The sequence below is a fragment of the Rubrivivax gelatinosus IL144 genome (assembly GCF_000284255.1).
In the GTDB taxonomy this organism is placed as follows: Bacteria; Pseudomonadota; Gammaproteobacteria; order Burkholderiales; family Burkholderiaceae_C; genus Rubrivivax; species Rubrivivax gelatinosus_A.
The window spans coordinates 440,672-456,768 of record NC_017075.1 but is presented as its reverse complement, the minus strand read 5'-3'; the positions used below and the strand labels follow the sequence as shown (position 1 = coordinate 456,768).

Below are 16,097 nucleotides of genomic sequence, written 5' to 3'. Positions count from 1 at the left end.
CCATGTTGGATCCGATCACGAGGCGACTTGTCGGCAGCGCTGCTGCCGCGAGTCCGCTCGTGCTCATGTACCACGCGCTGGAAGACGGTGCCCGTGCGCGATGGCGCTGGGCGGTCACGCGACAGGCCTTCGCGGCCCAGCTCGACCTGTTGCAGGAACTGGGCTGCGTGACACCGACGGTCTCCGAACTGGTCGCCACGCCCGCGCCTGCGAAGCGGTCTGTGGCGATCACGTTCGACGATGGCTACGTCGACAACCTGGCGGCTGCCGAGGAACTCCGCCGCCGCGGCATGCGAGCCACCTGGTACGTGGTGGTGGGCTGCCTCGGGCATCGTCCCGGCTGGAAAGCCGACGGCGGTCCGACGGACCGGCTGATGTCCGCCTCGGAGTTGCGCGAACTCCAGGCCGCCGGGATGGAGATCGGTTCGCACACGATGTCGCACCAGCGACTGACGAGCCTGGCAGCAGGGCGACGACAGGATGAGATCGAAGCCTCCCGGACCATGCTCGAAGACGCGCTCGGCAGCCCCGTGCACGCGTTCGCCTACCCGTACGGCGATTTCGACGCAGACAGTGCGGCCGCCGTGCGGGCCGCCGGGTACTCGAGCGCCTGCACCACCCAGCCCGGATGGGCGCTGCGCGACGGCGACGCCTTTCGCATCCGACGCCTGAGCGTCTTCAACGACGACGGGACCGCGCGCTTCGCGCGCAAGCTGGCTTTCGCGTCCCACGACGCCGGCTGGAGCGGGGTCGCTCGCTACGCCTGGAGACGGCTGCGCCATGGATGACCTGCTACCCCTGGTCTCCATCGTGATGCCGTGCTTCAACGCCCTCGCGTTCCTGGACGGCAGCGTCGGGAGCGTGCTGGCGCAGACTTTCGAGAACTGGGAGTTGATCGCAGTCGACGACGGTTCCAGCGACGGGACCATGGCCTGGCTGCAGGCCGTCGGCGACCCCCGCGTACGCGCGGTCTGCCAGGACAACGGCGGCGTGAGTTCGGCGCGCAACAAGGGCATCGGGCTCGCACGCGGCCGCTACATCGCGTTCCTCGATGCCGACGACCGCTGGGACGCACGGTTCCTGCAGCGCATGACGGAGACCCTGGAGACGCGACCCGATGCGGTGCTGGCCTACTGCGGCTGGCAGAACGTCGGACGCCCGGGGCCGGCCGGGGCGCCGTACGTGCCGCCCGACATCGAATCCGCGACCAAGCGCGAGACCTTGTTCGCCGGTTGCCAGTGGCCCATTCATGCCGCGCTCGTGCAGCGCGAGGCCGTGGTGGCAGCCGGGGGCTTCGACACCTCGCTGCAGAACGCCGAGGACTACGCGCTGTGGCTCGGCATCGGCACGACGGGGTCGCTCGTGCGGGTTCCGGAGGTGCTGGCCTACTACATCTTCCACTCTGGGGCCCAGGCGTCCCGGCATCGCGCACGGGCGGCGCTCCAGTTCTTCGCCGTGCAGCAACGCTACCTGGCACGGCACCCGGAGTTCACGCGAGCCCTGGGAACGCGACGCTGCCGCGACCTGACGGTCGGCACGCTGATGCACCGCGGATTCGAGTGCTACTGGGCCGACGAACTGGACGACGCGAGACTCATCTTCACGACCGTGATGCGCCACTGGTACGGACAAAGATCCGACTGGCGGCTGATGCTGCCATCGTGGCTGCCGCTGCGCTGGCACGCCGCTCTCATCCGCCTGATGCGAAATCGGCAGGAGACATCTTCATGAGTGGATCGGCAAACACCTGCCGCACCGCCGTCGGCTTTTGCACTTACAACCGCTCGGCCCGGCTGCCGGCGCTGATCTCGGCCCTTCGCGCCCAGGCGTGCGACGAGCCGTTCGACCTGCTCGTCGTCGACAACAACAGCGCCGACGACACTGCCGAGGTGCTGCGCCGTCTGGCCGAGGCCCCGGGCGTACGCTTGCACCACGTGCGGGAGACGGAGCAAGGCATCGTGCCGGCGCGCAACAGGCTGCTGCGCGAGGCCCAGGGCTACGAGTTCCTGCTGATGATGGACGACGACGAGATGCCTGCTCCGGGCTGGGTGCAGGCCGGTCTGCGGGCGCTGCGCGACGAAGGGCTCGAATGCGTCGGCGGACGGGTTTGCGTGCGCTTCGAGCAAGGCCGCCCCCGCTGGCTGGGCGACGACCTTCTGGGCTTTCTGTGCGAGGTGGACCACGGCACCGAGGCGCGGCCGATCACCGACGACAGCACCCCGATCTGGACGGCGAACGTGGGCTACCGCATGGCGCTGTTCGCGACCGGCCTGCGTTTCGACATGCGCTACAGCCGTGTCGGTAACGGCCTGGGGGGAGGCGAGGACGTCGTGATGTTCGAGAGCCTGCTCGAACGCGGGCACCGCATGGGCTACCGGCCGGAGATGGTCGTCGAGCATTTCGTCGAAGCGTGGCGACTGCGCCGCATGTACTTCCTGCGGCTGCACTTCACCAGCGGGGTGCGGGCCGGCCTGCATGCCACGCCGTCCTCGTCGCGCCAGGCGTTCGGCGCGCCGCTGTACCTCTATCCGCAGGCCTTGCGACAAGGCCTCAGGGCGCTGGGCCATCTGGCGTCGGGCAGTTCCTGGCTGCGTCAGGCGATGACCTTCACCTACGCCTGCGGACGCATCGTGGGTGCGCGCCGCAAGACGCGTGCACCGGCAGGAGCGCGGGCATGAGCGAAGCGGGCCTGCCCCTGGTCAGCGTCGTGATCCCGGCCTACAACGCCGAGGCTCATCTGGAGGAGTGCCTGGAGAGCGTGCTCGCCCAGCGCGGCGCGTTCCGTATGGAAGTCGTCGTCGTCGATGACGGCTCGAAGGACCGCAGCGCCGAGATCGCGCAGGCCCATGCCGGCGTGCGCTGCATCGTCCAGGCCAATCAAGGCCCCAGCGCAGCCCGCAACACCGGCATCCGGGAGGCCGCCGGAGACTTCGTCGCCTTTCTCGACGCCGATGATCTGTGGCCGCCAGGAAAACTCGATCGGCAACTGACCGTGCTCGCGCGGCTGCCGAGTTGCTCCATGGTGGCCGGGGACTGCCGCCAGTTCGACCGCAACGGGCGCCGTGCGCGGACGGAGTTCGCGGACCACGGGCTCGGCGACGGTGAGCAGATCGCCGATGCCTATGCGCGCCTGCTCGATCACAACTTCGTCACCACCGGATCGGTGGTCGCGCGTCGCGAATCGCTTGTCGAGGCCGGAGGCTTCGCCGAGGATCTTCGGCTGGTCGAGGATCTGGACCTCTGGCTGCGGCTCGCCCGTCGAAGCGGCGTGGCCTGGTGCGCCGACGAGTGTCTCTGGCGCCGGCGGCACGAGCACAACATCTCCCTCGACGGCGAAGCCGTGGGTCTGGCCTTCCTTCAGGTCCTGAACCGCCATCGCAGCGGCTGGTCCACCGAAGAGCAGGGCCTGCTGCACGCGTCGCGTCGCATCGAGTCGCGCGAGTACCGCCTGCTCGCGGCGATGGCGAGCCGCAAAGGGCTGCCCGGCGTGGCCCTGCAGCGCCTCGGACGCAGCGTATCGGCCGCACCTGGCTTCGAGTCGGTGCTCGGGTCGCTCAAGGTGCTGCTACGGGACCTGCCGGAGGCGTTCAGGTCGCGCGCGTGAACGAGGACGCCATACAGCCCTACGGCGGGTTCGCCGGCCGTTTCGGCGACTCGCGGCCCGAGACGCCGACGGTCTGGTTCGCCGGCGTTCTTGGCAACGCCGAGTCCCTGGCCGGCGAACTGGGCGTCCCGCCCGACCCGGTCGGGCTCGTCGGGACGGGATGGATGCGCTGGGGCGAGCGCGTGCTCTGGCGCCTGCACGGCGTGTTCGCCTTGGCTCTGGAGCATGGCGACGAACGCCTCCTGTATCGGGACCGGTCGGGCCTGCGCAACCTGTTCTTCCGCGCAGACGGCGACCGCCTGCTCTTCGCCAGCGATCTGGCGGCCCTGATCGCCCAGCACCGCGCGCCGCCTGCCATCCGCCGGCGATCGCTGCACGAGTACCTCCGGTTCGGCGACATCACGGCGCCGCACACGATGTTCGACGGCGTGGAGGCCGCCGAGCCCGGCATCGCGGTCCGTTGGTCGGGGGGCCGGCGCAGGCCGCCGGCGCCGGAGGCGACGCCGGCCTCGTCGGCGATGGCATACGAGGAAGCTGCAGACGAGGTCGCGCGACTGCTCGACGAGGCGGTGACTCTCGGCCTGGCAAGCGCGCAGCACCCGGCGGCCTTCCTCAGCGGCGGCATCGACTCGTCGCTGCTGTGCGCTCTGGCGGCCGCCCGACGGCCAGATGTCGTCGCGGTCACGGTCGGGTTCGACACAGCGCCATTCGACGAGTCGGGCGCGGCACAGGCCATCGCACGGGCGCTCGGGCTGCACCACGAGACCTTGCGGTTCGGGGTCGCCCAGTACCGCGACGCGGTGCGTCGCCTGGGACAGGGCGCCGAACAGCCGAGCGCCGATCCTGCGACACCCGCGACGCTGCTGGCGCTGGAGCACTGTGCCTCTCGATTCGACGTCGTGCTCGACGGCACCGGAGCGGACGAGGCGCTTGGCGCGATGCCGCCGCGACACGTACGCCTGGCAACGCAGTACGGGTCGCTGATTCCCCCCGGATGGCGACGGATCGCGCACCGCGGCCTGCGCGCTGTCGATTTTCTGTCGGGGTACGCACCGATCATCGATTTCGAGCACCCGGCCGACACGATGATCCGCTGGCGTGGGTTCACGCGCACGGAGATCGAGGCGCTGTGCGGCGAGCCGGTGTCGTTCGCCGACACGGCGTTCTACGCAGCCTATGGCCGCTACGCCCGTCACGAGCACTTTGCGCGCTTCAGCGCCCTGATCGACACCATGCCTTGCGACCGACTGCCGCAGGCCGCGCGGCTGTCCGGGCCGCCAGTCCGCTATCCGTTCTGCGAGGGCCGTGCCGCGACGCTGCTACGCGGCCTGCCGACGCACTACCGCTTCCGGCCCGGCGAGAACAAGCGCATCCTGCGTACGTTGCTGGCTCGCCACCTGCCGGCCGGCTTTTGGGACACGCCGAAGCACGGCTTCGACTTCCCCCTGCTCGCTTTCCTGCAGGCCGACGATCATGTGATCGTTCACGAGCACCTGGAGGCTTCGCGCTGGCGCCGACACGGACTGCTGGACCCTCGGCAGGTCCAGAGTCTGGCCCGGCGCTTCCTCGCTGGCGAGAACGGCCTCGCGTTCCGCGTCTGGAGCCTCATCGTGCTGGACGCTTGGCTTTCCCGATCGGGCGACCGATGACCCACCTGCCCCCGCCCCGCCCCGCCCGCGTGCTGATGTACACGGCCTACTTCGCCCCCGAATACAGCGGCGCGGCGATCCAGGCGCTGACGCTGGCGCGCGTGCTGCGCGCGCGTGGCCACCACGTCGAGTTCGTCACCAACCGCTGGGCCGGGCTCGAGGAGGACGTCGTCGTCGACGGCTTCGCGGTGCACCGCGTCGAGCCCGGGCGCATGCGCAAGCACCGCGAGTTCCGGCTCTGGTTCAACCTCGCGCGTCACGTCTGGCGCCGGCGGCGCGACTTCGACGTGCTGCACAGCCACGGCGCCTACTTCACCAACGCCTTCATCGGCCCGCTGGCACGGCTGCTGGGGCTGAAGTCGCTGATCAAGGCCAGCCTCGCCAACGACGACCTGCAAGGCCTGTCGCACACCCTCGTCGGCCGGCTGCACCGGGCGATGCTCGGGCGCATCGACACCCACGTCGCGATCAGCCGCGACCTGGTCGACGAGTTCCGCGCCGGCGGCCTGCCGGCGCAGCGCGTGCACCACGTGCCCAACGGCGTCGACACGATGCGCTTCCACCCGGTGGACGCCGGCGAGCGCCGGCGCCTGCGCGGCGAACTCGGCCTGCCGGCCGAGCGCCCGCTGGCGCTGTACGCCGGCGTGCTCGACGAACGCAAGAACATCCTCTGGCTGGCCGAGCGCTGGTGCGCCGAAGACGCCTTCGGCACCGGCGCGCTGCTGGTCGCCGTCGGCCCGCGCAGCCGCGACGACCGCGACGGCGCGCTGCGCGGCCGGCTCGCGGCGCTGGCCGCGGCGCACCCGCAGCGTTTCGCGCTGCACGACTTCAGCGCCGACCTGACTCGCTACTATGGCGCCGCCGACCTGCTGCTGCTGCCCTCGGTGAAGGAAGGCCTGCCCAACGTCGTGCTCGAGGCCATGGCCTGCGGCCTGCCCTGCGTCGCGGCCGCGGCCAGCGGCACGCGCGAGCTGGTCGTCGAGGGCCTCACCGGCCGCACCTACGCGCCCGACGACAGCGCCGCCCTGGGCGCCGCGGTGCGCGAGGCGCTGGGCCCGGCCGGCACGGCGATGGGGCGCGCGGCCCGCGCCGCCGCAGAGCGCCATTACGCGATCGAACGTGTCGCCGACCGCTACGAGGCGCTGTACGCCGCGCTGCTGGCGCCGCCGCGGCGCGTGCTCTTCGTCGAGAACGGCATCGGCTACGGCGGCGCGATCATCTGCCTGCGCCACCTGGTGCGCAACCTGGACCGCAGCCGCTGGGAGCCGATGGTGGTCACCGGGCTGGGCGACGCCAAGTACCAGGACATCGCCAACGAGTCGCGCTGGAAGCACATCCCCGACCGGCGGCTGGACACGGTCAGCGCCAAGCGCCGTCTGGCCGACGCGCGCTGGCCCGACGCCCTGCCCGGGCTGCGCTGGCTGGCCAACCAAGTGCTCGCGCGCGCCGACGACATCGGCAACTTCCTGCCTTCGTTCCTTCAGACGCTGTGGACCGTGCTGCGCTTTCGCCCGGCGCTGATCCACGTGAACAACGAGCCGCTGTGCAACCGCGCCGCGGTGCTGGCCGGCAAGCTGGCCGGCGTGCCGGTGGTCGCGCACGTGCGCGGCGACCAGCAGGGTTCGCCGATGATGCATTCGCTGTTCCGCCTGCCCGACCACTTCATCGCCGTCTCGCGCTGGGTGTCCGACAGCATCGGCCGGCTCGGCGTGCCCGAGCGCAAGCGCTGCTACGTCTACGACGGCATCGAGCTCGACAAGCTGGACCTGGCGGCCGACGGCGGCGCCTTCCGCCGCCGCCACGGCATCGCCGAAGACGCCTTCGCCGTCGGCCTGGTCGGCATGCTGATCCCGTGGAAGGGCCAGCGCCTGTTCCTCGACGCCGTCGAGCGCGTCGCCACGCGCATGCCCGACGCGGTGTTCGTCATCGTCGGCGCCGCGCCCGAGGAGTGCCGCTACTTCGAGGCCGAGCTGCGCGAGCGCGCGGCGCAGCCGCCGTTTGCCGGCCGCGTCGTCTTCACCGGCCACGTGAGCGCCATGGCCGAGGTCTACAACGGGCTGGACATCGTGCTCTCGGCCTCGACCTCGCCGGAGCCGCTGGGCACGATGATCATCGAGTCGATGACGATGGCGCGGCCGCTGCTGGCGCCGGCGCACGGCGGCGCCGTCGAGATGGTCGAGGACGGCCGCACCGGGCTGCTGTTCAAGCCCAACGACGCCGACGAACTGGCAGCGCGCATCCTGCAGCTGCACGCCGACCGCGAGCTCGGCCGGCGCCTGGGCGCCGCGGCGCGCGAGGAAGCGCTGCGGCGCTTCGCGGTGGCCGAGCACGTGCGCCAGGTGCAAACGGTCTACGAAGTGATCCTGGGGCCTTGAGGCCTCAAACCGTCGCGACGGGTGCCATGCGCCACTCGCCCCGCCGGTACAGCTCGAGGTTGCGGCGGAACTCGGCTTCGGTGCGGTATTCGCGCTCGCCATAGAGCTGCCCGAGGTTGTTCGCGAGGCTGCGCGTCATCACGAGCAGGGTGACGTAGTACGGGGCCCAGCCGTCGGGGCGGGTGGTGCGCAGGACCGGCAGCACCAGCGTGCGGAACATGAAGCCGAGGATCGCGGCGGCGGCCAGCGCCGCCAGCGGCACCAAGGGGCTGACGAGCAGGCAGAGCATCCAGAGTGCATGGTTGCGCAGGTGGTAGCGGACCGCCGCCAGGTCGCTCGCCCCGATACGGCCGGTGCCGCGGCCATAAAGAAAGTACTGCTTGGCCACCTTGCGCAAGGTCGGCCGCGGCCGCCAGCCGACGACTGCCGAGTCCGCCAGCGCGACGCGGCATCCGAGGGCCTTGGCACGCTGAGCGAACAGGGTGTCTTCCGCGGTGTAAAGCCACTCGGGATATCCACCCACCTGCTGCCACAAGGACTTGCGGAACGCGGAGTTTCGGCCGTGGAACACACGCTGGGCCTCGTCGGCGGCATTGCCGGAAGTCGTCAGCAGGCCGGCATAGGCCTCGAATCGGTTGGCGGCGTCGATACGGCGCACGCCGGTGACGGCGCCGAACTCCGGATGGCCGACAAGCGGGCGCACGAGTTCCTCGATCCAGTCGGGTTCCGGCGTGCAGCCGCCGTCGGTGACGCAGACGATGTCGGCACGGCTGTGATGAATGGCGACGTTGCGACCTCGCGCGATGTTGGCCCCCGGCTCCACGAACACGCGTACGCTCGGGTGGCGACGCGCGTAGTCCTGCAGCACGTCCAGGGTGCCGTCGGTCGAGCCGCCGTCGACGACGACGATCTCGTCGGCGGGCCGGGTCTGGCGCAGAAAGCCGTCGAGCAGGACCGCGATGCCTTTTCGCTCGTTGAGGACGGTGGCGATGACGGCCACGCGCTCGGCTCCTTCGGGCCGTGTATCGGATTGCATGACGCTCGGTTCAGTAGTCGAAATAGTCGCCGTCCAGTGCGCCTCGGTACCAGTTCCCGAGAACGGCCGGGTCGACAGCAGAGGCCAGGTGAACGTGGTAGCGGTTGCCTCGCGAGGGAACGTGCTCGCAGCCGCTTGAGCGGAACACGTCACTGATCCAGGGCATCGCGACCTCGAGGCTGGCCCAGGTCGAGCCGGCACGCCGCCAACGCCGCAGCAGCAGGCTCAACAACAGGCCAAACGTCTCTCGGTCGCCCGCCGGGCACAGCACGTCGCGCAGAACGGCGGCACTGACATCGCGCGAGTACTCCTGCCGGCCCCACACGGCCCAGGCCTTCAATCGCCCCTGCGCGTCTCGAAGCGCGCTCAGCGTCAACGGATGCGTGGCGGCGTCGAAGAGTCGCCATTGAAGGAATCGCGCATCGCGCTGCAGGCACGACCCGTAGCCGTCGCGAACTTGACTCCAGAAGCTGTCGAACTCTTCGCCGCAGCCGGCTTCGTCGACGAGCAGATGACCGCAGACCGGCGCCGACTCCAGGCGGCGCAGCCTCAACGCGAGATCGCAGATCTCGCCGACTGGCCGACCCAGCCGGGGACCGAGCCGAGCACGCCAGGATCCGACGTAGCTGGCGCGACAGCGGTGGAAGTCGTTGTCCGCCCCCCCCCACGGCCAGGAAGCCCAGCGAGGCATACGCCCGCTGCGTGATGTCGCCCGCGGACGTGCTGCCCGTCAAGTCCGCGAAACGACGGCTGTCGGCGATGAGCCGGGAACCGAGCCCCCGACCTCGATAGGCGTCATCCACCGCGGTATGCGCCGCGAAGGCGGCGACGGTGGATCGGCCGGCCAGCCACCACGGCTGCGCGAACATGGCGCGAAAGCCGATGAGCCGCCCTTCTTCGCGCAGGCCGACACCGATGCCGGGGAGCTGCACCTGCCATGGGTTGCGGCGGATCCGGCGCTCGAACCACTGCCCCACCAGGTGAGGCTGGCCCGCGAAGGCGTCGAAGCACCGCTCGGCCAACGCAACGCAGGCCGGGATGTCGTCCTCGCGCAGGAGGAAGGTCTCGATTTCGCCAGCGAGGGGGCTCATTTGCCTCCGGCGGGAGCACGCACACCGGGCGTCGAAAGCAGTGCAACGGCAAGGCCACCCATCGCCGCTGCGCCGGTCAGGCGCAGCAGTTTCCAGAGCCGGCCCGTCGCCTGGAGCCGGCGCCAGAGGAAGGGCCACTTCGTGCGCCCCGACGCAAAGCCGTCCGCCCCCGGATGCCGGTAAAGCGCGGCCAGTTCGGCGGTGGTGACGAAGCGCAGTCCCGGATGAAGGTCGAGCGCGGCCCGCAAGAAGTGGCGGAGCTCTTCCAGAGAGCGGGCACGCAGCGCCGCGTCCTGGCAGAAGTTGTTGCGGTGATTCTCGAGCACGCAGGGACGGCCCAGCATCAGGTCTCGGGTGAGCGCCTGAAGCGCGTGGGCCGCGCCCCGCCCCTTGACAGGCTCGAAGTACTCGCTGCGCGCCAGGTAGAGCAGCTCATCCGCATGGTCGCCGTTGCGGATAGGCCCCTCCACCCCACAAGCCTCCCCACCCCGGCCTCGCTGCGTGTAGCGGCAGCCCGGCGTCACGACGCAACGCACCCCGGCGGCGACCCAGGCGCGCTCCACCTCCCGGGTCCAGACGAAGGTGGGCGGCACCACCGCAGCAGGGATCCGACCGAACACACGACGAAACAGCGACACCTCCTCATCCACCGCCCGGGCGATGTCACCGGCATCCAGCGGCCGGGACGGCAGCGTCGCGGCGTCGACCCAGCGGCTCTGCAGATGCGGCGGCAACATCTCCGTGGCAGCCGGTGCCGGCTGGGCGAGCCATTGCGCGACGGCCGGATCCTGCGAAGCCTTCAAGGCAGGCAGCCAGTAATGCTCGAGACCATGGAGGTTGAGGCTGAACACGCCACGGTCGACACCGCGGCGGATCGCCTCGAGCACGGGCGCGAGACGCAGATCGTCGAGTTCCAGGCGCCCGCTCGCGGCGTCAGGCACCGCGAGCACCACGGCCAAAGACAAGGTCGCCGGACGCCCCGACGCATCGCGCACTTCGGTCAGGATCTCGGCCAGCGCGTCCAGTGCCTCGGCCTGTGGCAGCGGGCCGGCGCCCCAGTCGTCGCTCTCGATGACCAGGAGCGGGCGGGCACACACCGGCTCACGCCAGGCCGCCGATATCTGCCTCCGGTACACCAGCAGGATCGAGCACAGGGCAAGGCCCCACGCGCAGACGAAAACGCCGAAGGCCGGCCAAGCCCCCGCGGGCATCACGTGCTGGCCCCGGCCCTGCTGCCGGCGGCACCTCCGGCCCGCGGCACGGAGCGCGCCGCCCCCTCGGCAGGCCGGCGCAGCGCGATGTCGTGGACCACGACGGCCAGCGCCACCAGATGGTAGAAGTAGTCGAAGTTCGCCAGCCCGAGGAAAGCGCCGCCGACCATGTAACCGATGATGCTCACCTGGATCATCGCCGCCAGTTCGCGCGCCCAGCCGCCGTCCGGACGCTTCTTGCACATCCGGATGACGTGGCTGCACTTCAGCCACGTCAGCAGCAGCAGCCCGACGAACATCGCGAGGCCGACGAATCCTTGCTCGCCCATGACCTCGAAGTAGATGCTGTGGGCGTCGTGGACGTTGTCCGGGTTCGGCGCATAGATCGCGAACGTCGGCGCTTGGAAGGCCTCGAAGCCGCCCCCGAAGAATCGGTCGCGCGCCAGGTTCCACGCCATCCACCATGCGTTGATGCGTCCCAGCGCGGAAGCGTCGTCCTGATAGGTCTCGATGGTGCCCATCCGCTCGTACCAGGTCTCCGGCATCAACGCGAGGATGATCGCGGCCACGGCGGGGATCAGGATGGCGAACAGCAGCTTGTGGCGGCCCTTGAGCCAGAAGATGAAGCCCATGGCGCTCAACGCCAGCAGGGCACCGCGCGACTGGCTGCCGATCGCCGCGATCGCTGTCAGGAACATCATGGTCCCGAGCGCCAGGCGCAGCGAGCGCCGCTTCGCTTGCGTCTGCAGGTAGCGCATCAGCGGAATGGTCATCACGAGAGCCAAAGCCAGCTCGTTGTTGCCGCCGATGAAGGTGCCCTCGGGGCCCCAGACGCGGTGCTCGCCGCCCTTGGCGATGGTGAAGACGCCGCCTTTGAGGCCATAGAAACCCAGCGACAGCGCCACCACCCAGACGAATAGATCGACGCGCTCGCGCGTCGACAGCAGCAGCAGCGTCATGAAGGTGATGATCTGGATCTTCAGCACCTTCTCGTACTGCAGCCAGGCATAGGCCGGGTACATCGCCTGGGTCGTGGTGATGCCCATCCAGATGACGAACACGATCAGCAGGACGACCTCGCGCGACCAGACCATGCGCTTGGTCTCTTTCGCGACGAGCAACCCGATCATCGTGAAGATCGCGACGATGAAGACGATCGGAAAGTTCAGCATGAACCCGTAGCACAGCCGGTGCGGGTTCATGTAGCCCAGCCAGGCCAGCAGCAGGATGCCCCAGAAGGGGCGCTTCAGCACGAAAGGCAGCAGGCCGAAGACGACCAGAGCGACGGCCAAGTCACGCATGAGGGGCGGCCTCCGGTGCGGGCGACGCCGCCGCCACGTGGCTGACGACGTAGCGGTACTTGCCGGACTTCTCCGGCGCAATGGCGTCGACGTAATTCACGTCCACCTGCACGCCGGCGCCGAGCCGGCGCTTCAGGCCGGCCTGGATCTCGGCGGCGCGCGCCGGGCGGTCGAAGCCCTCGTCGGCGACGATCTGCACCTCGGTGCGCTGCAGGCTGTGCTGCACGATCTTGAAGCCGCGCACGCCGGGCAGGTCGCGCACGACGTAGACCAGCGCCAGGCCGTGCATCACGGTGCCGTCTGCGGCGACGATGAAGTCGGTGCTGCGGCCCTGGATCTCCCTGACCAGCGGCAGCGTGCGGCCGCAGGCGCAGCGCGCGGTGTCGAGCACGGCGACGTCGCCGGTGCGGTAGCGGATGAACGGGAAGTCCTTCGTCGCCAGGTGCGTGACGACGATCTCGCCCGACTGCCCCGGCGGCAGCACGCGGCCGTCGGGCGCGACGATCTCGACGATCACGTCCTCGGCCGTCAGGTGCAGGCCGCCCGCGGGGCACTCGTGGGCGATGAAGCCGGCGTCGCGGCTGCCGTAGCCGTTGGCGACGCGGCAGCCGAACAGGCGCGAGATCGTCTCGCGCTGGTCGTCGTACAGGCGCTCGCTGGTGACGAACGCGACCTCGATGCCGAGGTCGTCCATGCGCTGGCCGCGGCGCTCGGCGTGGCGCGCGATGTGGCTCAGCGCGCTGGGGTAGCCGAACAGCATCTTCGGCCGGCGCGCGCGGATCGCGGCGACGAAACCGTCCAGCTTGGCCTCGCTCATCTCGAAGGCCGGCAGCAGCTCGGTGCGCAGCAGGCGGTCGCGCCAGGCGCGCACGCGGTCCTGGGCGCCGAGCTCGATCGGGCTGCCCCAGACGACGATCTCGGGGTCGCCGATGTCCACGTTCCACCAGCGTGTGGCGCGCCACTTGGCGGCGACGTCGTGGCTGACACGTTCGCGGCCGATGAAGAAGATCAGCGGTTCGCCCGAGCTGCCGCCGGTGTTGAAGCGCGCCAGCCCTTCGGCCTGCTCGTGGCGCAGGCGCTCGCCCTGGGCGCGCACGACGGCCTTGGTCAGGAACGGCAGGCGCTGCAGGTCGGCCACCGAGGTGACGGCCGCCGGGTCGAAGCCGGATGCAGCAAACAGCTCGCGGTAGTACGGCACATGCTGGCCGGCCTGCACGAGCAGCGCGCGCAGGCGCTCGACACGCAGCGCCTCCAGGCGCTCGGGCGGCCACCACTGGCTGGCCTCCAGAGCGCGGCGCACCGCGACGCTGTCGTGGCGCTTCAGGCGCTCATGCAGCGGAAACAGGACGCCGGAGGTGAAACGCGTGTAGAGCCCGCTCATGGTGTTCAGGGGGCCGCGGCGGCCGCTCGTGCGCCGGCGCCGGCGTGCAGCGCGCGGAAGACGGCGACGAGCTCGGCGACACGCCGGTCCCAGGTGTTGGCCGCAGCGTAGCGGCGGATCGTGTCGGCATCCCAGTCGCGCAGCAGCGCGTCGGCGACGGCCGATTCCAGCGCCTGGCCGTCGCCGAAGGGCACGACGTGGCCCAGTTCGGCGCGGCAGACGACTTCGGCGTTGCCGCCGACGGCGGTGGTCACGACCGGCAGGCCGCAGGCCATCGCTTCGAGAAACACGTTGGCCCAGCCTTCGTTGCGCGTCGCGAGCACGAAGACGTCGGCCGCCGACAGCGGCCCGCGCAGCGCGTCGGGCGGCAGGGCCCCAAGGAAACGCACGGCCTCGTCCAGCCCGGCGGCGGCCACCTGGGCGCGCAGCTGCGGGCCGAGGTCGCCTTCGGGGCTGGGGCCACCGACGACGAGGTAGACCAGGCCGGGGAAACGTTCGCGCAGCGCCGGCAGGCGCTCGATGACGCGGTGGAAACCCTTGCGCTCGCACAGCCCGCCGACGCTGACCAGCACCGGCGCGTCGACCGTCAGGCCCAGCGCGGCACGCGCCTCGGCGCGCGGCAGCGGCGCGAAGCGCGCCAGGTCGACGCCGTTGCCTACTACGCGCACCTTGTCGGCGGCGATGCCCAGGCCGAGCGCCACCTGGCGCAGCGACTCGGACACCGCGAAGACCTGCGTCGCACGCTGCAGCGCGGCGCGGACCTTGGGCGCGAGCGCCGGGTCGCGCGCCTGGCGCTGCTCGGTGCCGCGCAGCGTGATCGTCACCGGCACGCCCAGCCAGCGGCCGAGCAGCGTCGCGGCGTAGCCGTCGGGGTAGGCGAAGTGGGCGTCGATCAGGTCCAGCCGGCCTGCGCGCTTCAGGCGCGCCAGCCGCGGCCAGGCGGCCAGCGCCATCGCCAGCCCGTCCAGGCCCTTGAACACGCCGGGCACGCTGAAGAAACGCGGGAACCAGACCTCGTGGCCCTGCTGCGTCTCGTGCGCCGGCGCGCCGGGGCGGAAGCCCGGCCTGAAGCGCCGCAGCAGCGACTGCAGCGGGAACCACGGCGTCGGCGCGACGACGGCCAGCGGCAGCTCGCGGCCGACGCGGAACATGCGCTCGCGCACGAAGAGGCCGGCACCGGGCTGCACGGCGCTCGGAAAGAGGCTGCTGAAGACGACGATCCGCGGGCCGTCGGCCACGGTCAGCGCCCCCCGGCGGCGATCAGGCGCTCGTAGACCGGGCGGTAGAGGCCGGCCGAGTTGGCCCAGGTGCGCTCGCGCTCGACGAACTCGCGGCCCGCGGCGCGCAGCGACGGCCACTGGTCGCGGCGCGCCAGCAGGTCGTCGATGGCGTTGGCCAGCGCTTCCGCGCTGCCGGCCTGGAACAGCCAGCCGGTCTCGCGGTTGCGGATCAGCTCCTTGTGGCCGCCGACGTCGCTGGCGACGAACAGCCGCCCCTGCGCCATCGCCTCCAGCGGCTTGAGCGGCGTGACGAGTTCGGTCAGCCGCATGCTGTGGCGCGGGTAGGCGAGCACGTCGACGAGGTCGTAGTAGCGCTGCACCTCCTGGTGCGGCACGCGGCCGGTGAAGACCACCTTGTCGGCCACGCCCAGCGACTGGGCGCGCTCCTTCAGCAGCTGCTCCTGCGGGCCGCCGCCGACCAGCAGCACGCGCAGATCGGGCCGGCGCTTGACGAGTTGCGGCACGGCGTCGAGCAGCAGGTCCAGGCCTTCGTAGGCGTAGAAGCTGCCGATGAAGCCGACGACGGTGGCGTCGTCCAGGCCCAGGCGGGTCTTCAGCGCCGCGTCGGGCACGCCGCCGGGCTCGAAGTCGTCGACGTCGACCGCGTTCGGGATCACCGTCACCTTGGTGCCCGGCACGCCGCGGCCGACGATGTCGCCGCGCAGGCCTTCGCAGATCGTGAAGACGTGCGCGGCCTCCTTCAGCGCCGCGGTCTCCATGCGCCGCGTCAGGCGGTAGCGCAGGCTGCCTTCGGTGGTCGTGCCGTGGTCGACGGCGGCGTCCTCCCAGAAGGCGCGCACCTCGTAGACCGCCGGGATGCGCTGACGCTTGGCCACGCGCAGCGCGGGCAGCGCGTTGAGCACCGGCGAGTGGGCGTGGATGATGTTCGGACGCAGCTTGAGCGCGAGCTCGTTGATGCGCTTCTCGAGCCGGCGCATCAGCGCCATCTCGTTGAGCCCCGGAACGCCGCCGGCACTGGCCGGCACCAGGGTGCGATAGAAATGCCAGCCTTCGACCGTCTCCTCGGGGACGGTCGTGGCGTGCTTGGGACTGGTCACGTGGAACGTTTCCCACCCCAGACGGCGCTGCTCGGTCAGCAGCGACAGCGTGCGGAAGGTGTAGCCGCTGTGCAGCGGGATGGAGTGATCCAGGACGTGCAGGACGCGCAA

13 protein-coding genes and 1 pseudogene are annotated in these 16,097 nt (G+C 70.7%); 6 read left to right on the top strand and 8 right to left on the bottom strand.

Translation table 11 applies throughout. From position 1 onward, the window contains the following. The first annotated feature begins 2 nt into the window (after positions 1-2). Genes RGE_RS02130 through RGE_RS24430 form a run of 6 tightly spaced genes read left to right on the top strand, consistent with a single transcriptional unit; the run spans position 3 to position 7,628 of the window. A complete protein-coding gene (locus RGE_RS02130; protein ID WP_043783720.1) occupies positions 3-788 on the top strand; it encodes a polysaccharide deacetylase family protein in 786 nt (261 codons plus the stop codon). Continuing rightward, positions 781-1,731: a glycosyltransferase gene (locus RGE_RS02125; protein ID WP_014426653.1), complete on the top strand. Its 951-nt coding sequence runs from the start codon at positions 781-783 to the stop codon at positions 1,729-1,731. The genes RGE_RS02130 and RGE_RS02125 overlap by 8 nt, the downstream gene beginning before the upstream one ends. Next, the gene (locus RGE_RS02120) at positions 1,662-2,678 is read left to right on the top strand and encodes a glycosyltransferase (protein WP_198408837.1); all 1,017 of its coding nucleotides are present in this window, start codon (positions 1,662-1,664) and stop codon (positions 2,676-2,678) included. The genes RGE_RS02125 and RGE_RS02120 overlap by 70 nt, the downstream gene beginning before the upstream one ends. Then, positions 2,675-3,604: a glycosyltransferase family 2 protein gene (locus RGE_RS02115; RefSeq protein ID WP_014426651.1), complete on the top strand. Its 930-nt coding sequence runs from the start codon at positions 2,675-2,677 to the stop codon at positions 3,602-3,604. The genes RGE_RS02120 and RGE_RS02115 overlap by 4 nt, the downstream gene beginning before the upstream one ends. Then, positions 3,601-5,253, top strand: a complete 1,653-nt coding sequence (locus tag RGE_RS02110; protein WP_014426650.1) for an asparagine synthetase B family protein — start codon at positions 3,601-3,603, stop codon at positions 5,251-5,253. The genes RGE_RS02115 and RGE_RS02110 overlap by 4 nt, the downstream gene beginning before the upstream one ends. Then, a complete protein-coding gene (locus RGE_RS24430) occupies positions 5,250-7,628 on the top strand; it encodes a glycosyltransferase family 4 protein (protein ID WP_198408836.1) in 2,379 nt (792 codons plus the stop codon). Before RGE_RS02110 ends, RGE_RS24430 begins: the two co-directional genes overlap by 4 nt. A gap of 4 nt (positions 7,629-7,632) precedes the next feature. On the opposite strand, the gene RGE_RS02095 is transcribed toward RGE_RS24430, so the two are convergent. The 8 genes and pseudogenes from RGE_RS02095 to RGE_RS02065 form a co-directional block, all read right to left on the bottom strand. After that, on the bottom strand, positions 7,633-8,628 hold the full coding sequence (locus tag RGE_RS02095) for a glycosyltransferase (protein WP_014426648.1): 996 nt from the start codon (positions 8,626-8,628) through the stop codon (positions 7,633-7,635). A gap of 46 nt (positions 8,629-8,674) precedes the next feature. Further along, positions 8,675-9,217 carry a hypothetical protein gene (locus RGE_RS24475; RefSeq protein ID WP_014426647.1) on the bottom strand — a complete coding sequence of 181 codons (543 nt, stop codon included), beginning with the start codon at positions 9,215-9,217 and terminating at the stop codon, positions 8,675-8,677. A 184-nt stretch (positions 9,218-9,401) separates the two neighbouring features. Beyond that, positions 9,402-9,755, bottom strand: a pseudogene (locus tag RGE_RS24970) (GNAT family N-acetyltransferase); the annotation flags it as partial. Then, on the bottom strand, positions 9,752-10,966 hold the full coding sequence (locus RGE_RS02085) for a hypothetical protein (RefSeq protein WP_052310953.1): 1,215 nt from the start codon (positions 10,964-10,966) through the stop codon (positions 9,752-9,754). The gene RGE_RS02085 and the pseudogene RGE_RS24970, both read right to left, overlap by 4 nt. Then, a complete protein-coding gene (locus tag RGE_RS02080) occupies positions 10,966-12,267 on the bottom strand; it encodes a putative O-glycosylation ligase, exosortase A system-associated (RefSeq protein ID WP_014426645.1) in 1,302 nt (433 codons plus the stop codon). Before RGE_RS02080 ends, RGE_RS02085 begins: the two co-directional genes overlap by 1 nt. After that, positions 12,260-13,648 carry a phenylacetate--CoA ligase family protein gene (locus tag RGE_RS02075; protein ID WP_014426644.1) on the bottom strand — a complete coding sequence of 463 codons (1,389 nt, stop codon included), beginning with the start codon at positions 13,646-13,648 and terminating at the stop codon, positions 12,260-12,262. Before RGE_RS02075 ends, RGE_RS02080 begins: the two co-directional genes overlap by 8 nt. Positions 13,649-13,653: 5 nt before the next feature. Continuing rightward, positions 13,654-14,886 carry a glycosyltransferase gene (locus RGE_RS02070; protein WP_014426643.1) on the bottom strand — a complete coding sequence of 411 codons (1,233 nt, stop codon included), beginning with the start codon at positions 14,884-14,886 and terminating at the stop codon, positions 13,654-13,656. Between the two features lie 2 nt (positions 14,887-14,888). Further along, a complete protein-coding gene (locus tag RGE_RS02065; protein WP_043783713.1) occupies positions 14,889-16,097 on the bottom strand; it encodes a TIGR04063 family PEP-CTERM/XrtA system glycosyltransferase in 1,209 nt (402 codons plus the stop codon).

What these genes read in the sequence shown, in the direction of transcription:
- RGE_RS02130 (WP_043783720.1), top strand. Translation starts at nt 3, where the DNA reads ATGTTGGATCCGATCACGAGGCGACTTGTCGGCAGCGCTGCTGCCGCG.
- RGE_RS02125 (WP_014426653.1), top strand. Translation starts at nt 781, where the DNA reads ATGGATGACCTGCTACCCCTGGTCTCCATCGTGATGCCGTGCTTCAAC.
- RGE_RS02115 (WP_014426651.1), top strand. Translation starts at nt 2,675, where the DNA reads ATGAGCGAAGCGGGCCTGCCCCTGGTCAGCGTCGTGATCCCGGCCTAC.
- RGE_RS24430 (WP_198408836.1), top strand. Translation starts at nt 5,250, where the DNA reads ATGACCCACCTGCCCCCGCCCCGCCCCGCCCGCGTGCTGATGTACACG.
- RGE_RS02085 (WP_052310953.1), bottom strand. Translation starts at nt 10,966, where the DNA reads ATGCCCGCGGGGGCTTGGCCGGCCTTCGGCGTTTTCGTCTGCGCGTGG.
- RGE_RS02080 (WP_014426645.1), bottom strand. Translation starts at nt 12,267, where the DNA reads ATGCGTGACTTGGCCGTCGCTCTGGTCGTCTTCGGCCTGCTGCCTTTC.
- RGE_RS02075 (WP_014426644.1), bottom strand. Translation starts at nt 13,648, where the DNA reads ATGAGCGGGCTCTACACGCGTTTCACCTCCGGCGTCCTGTTTCCGCTG.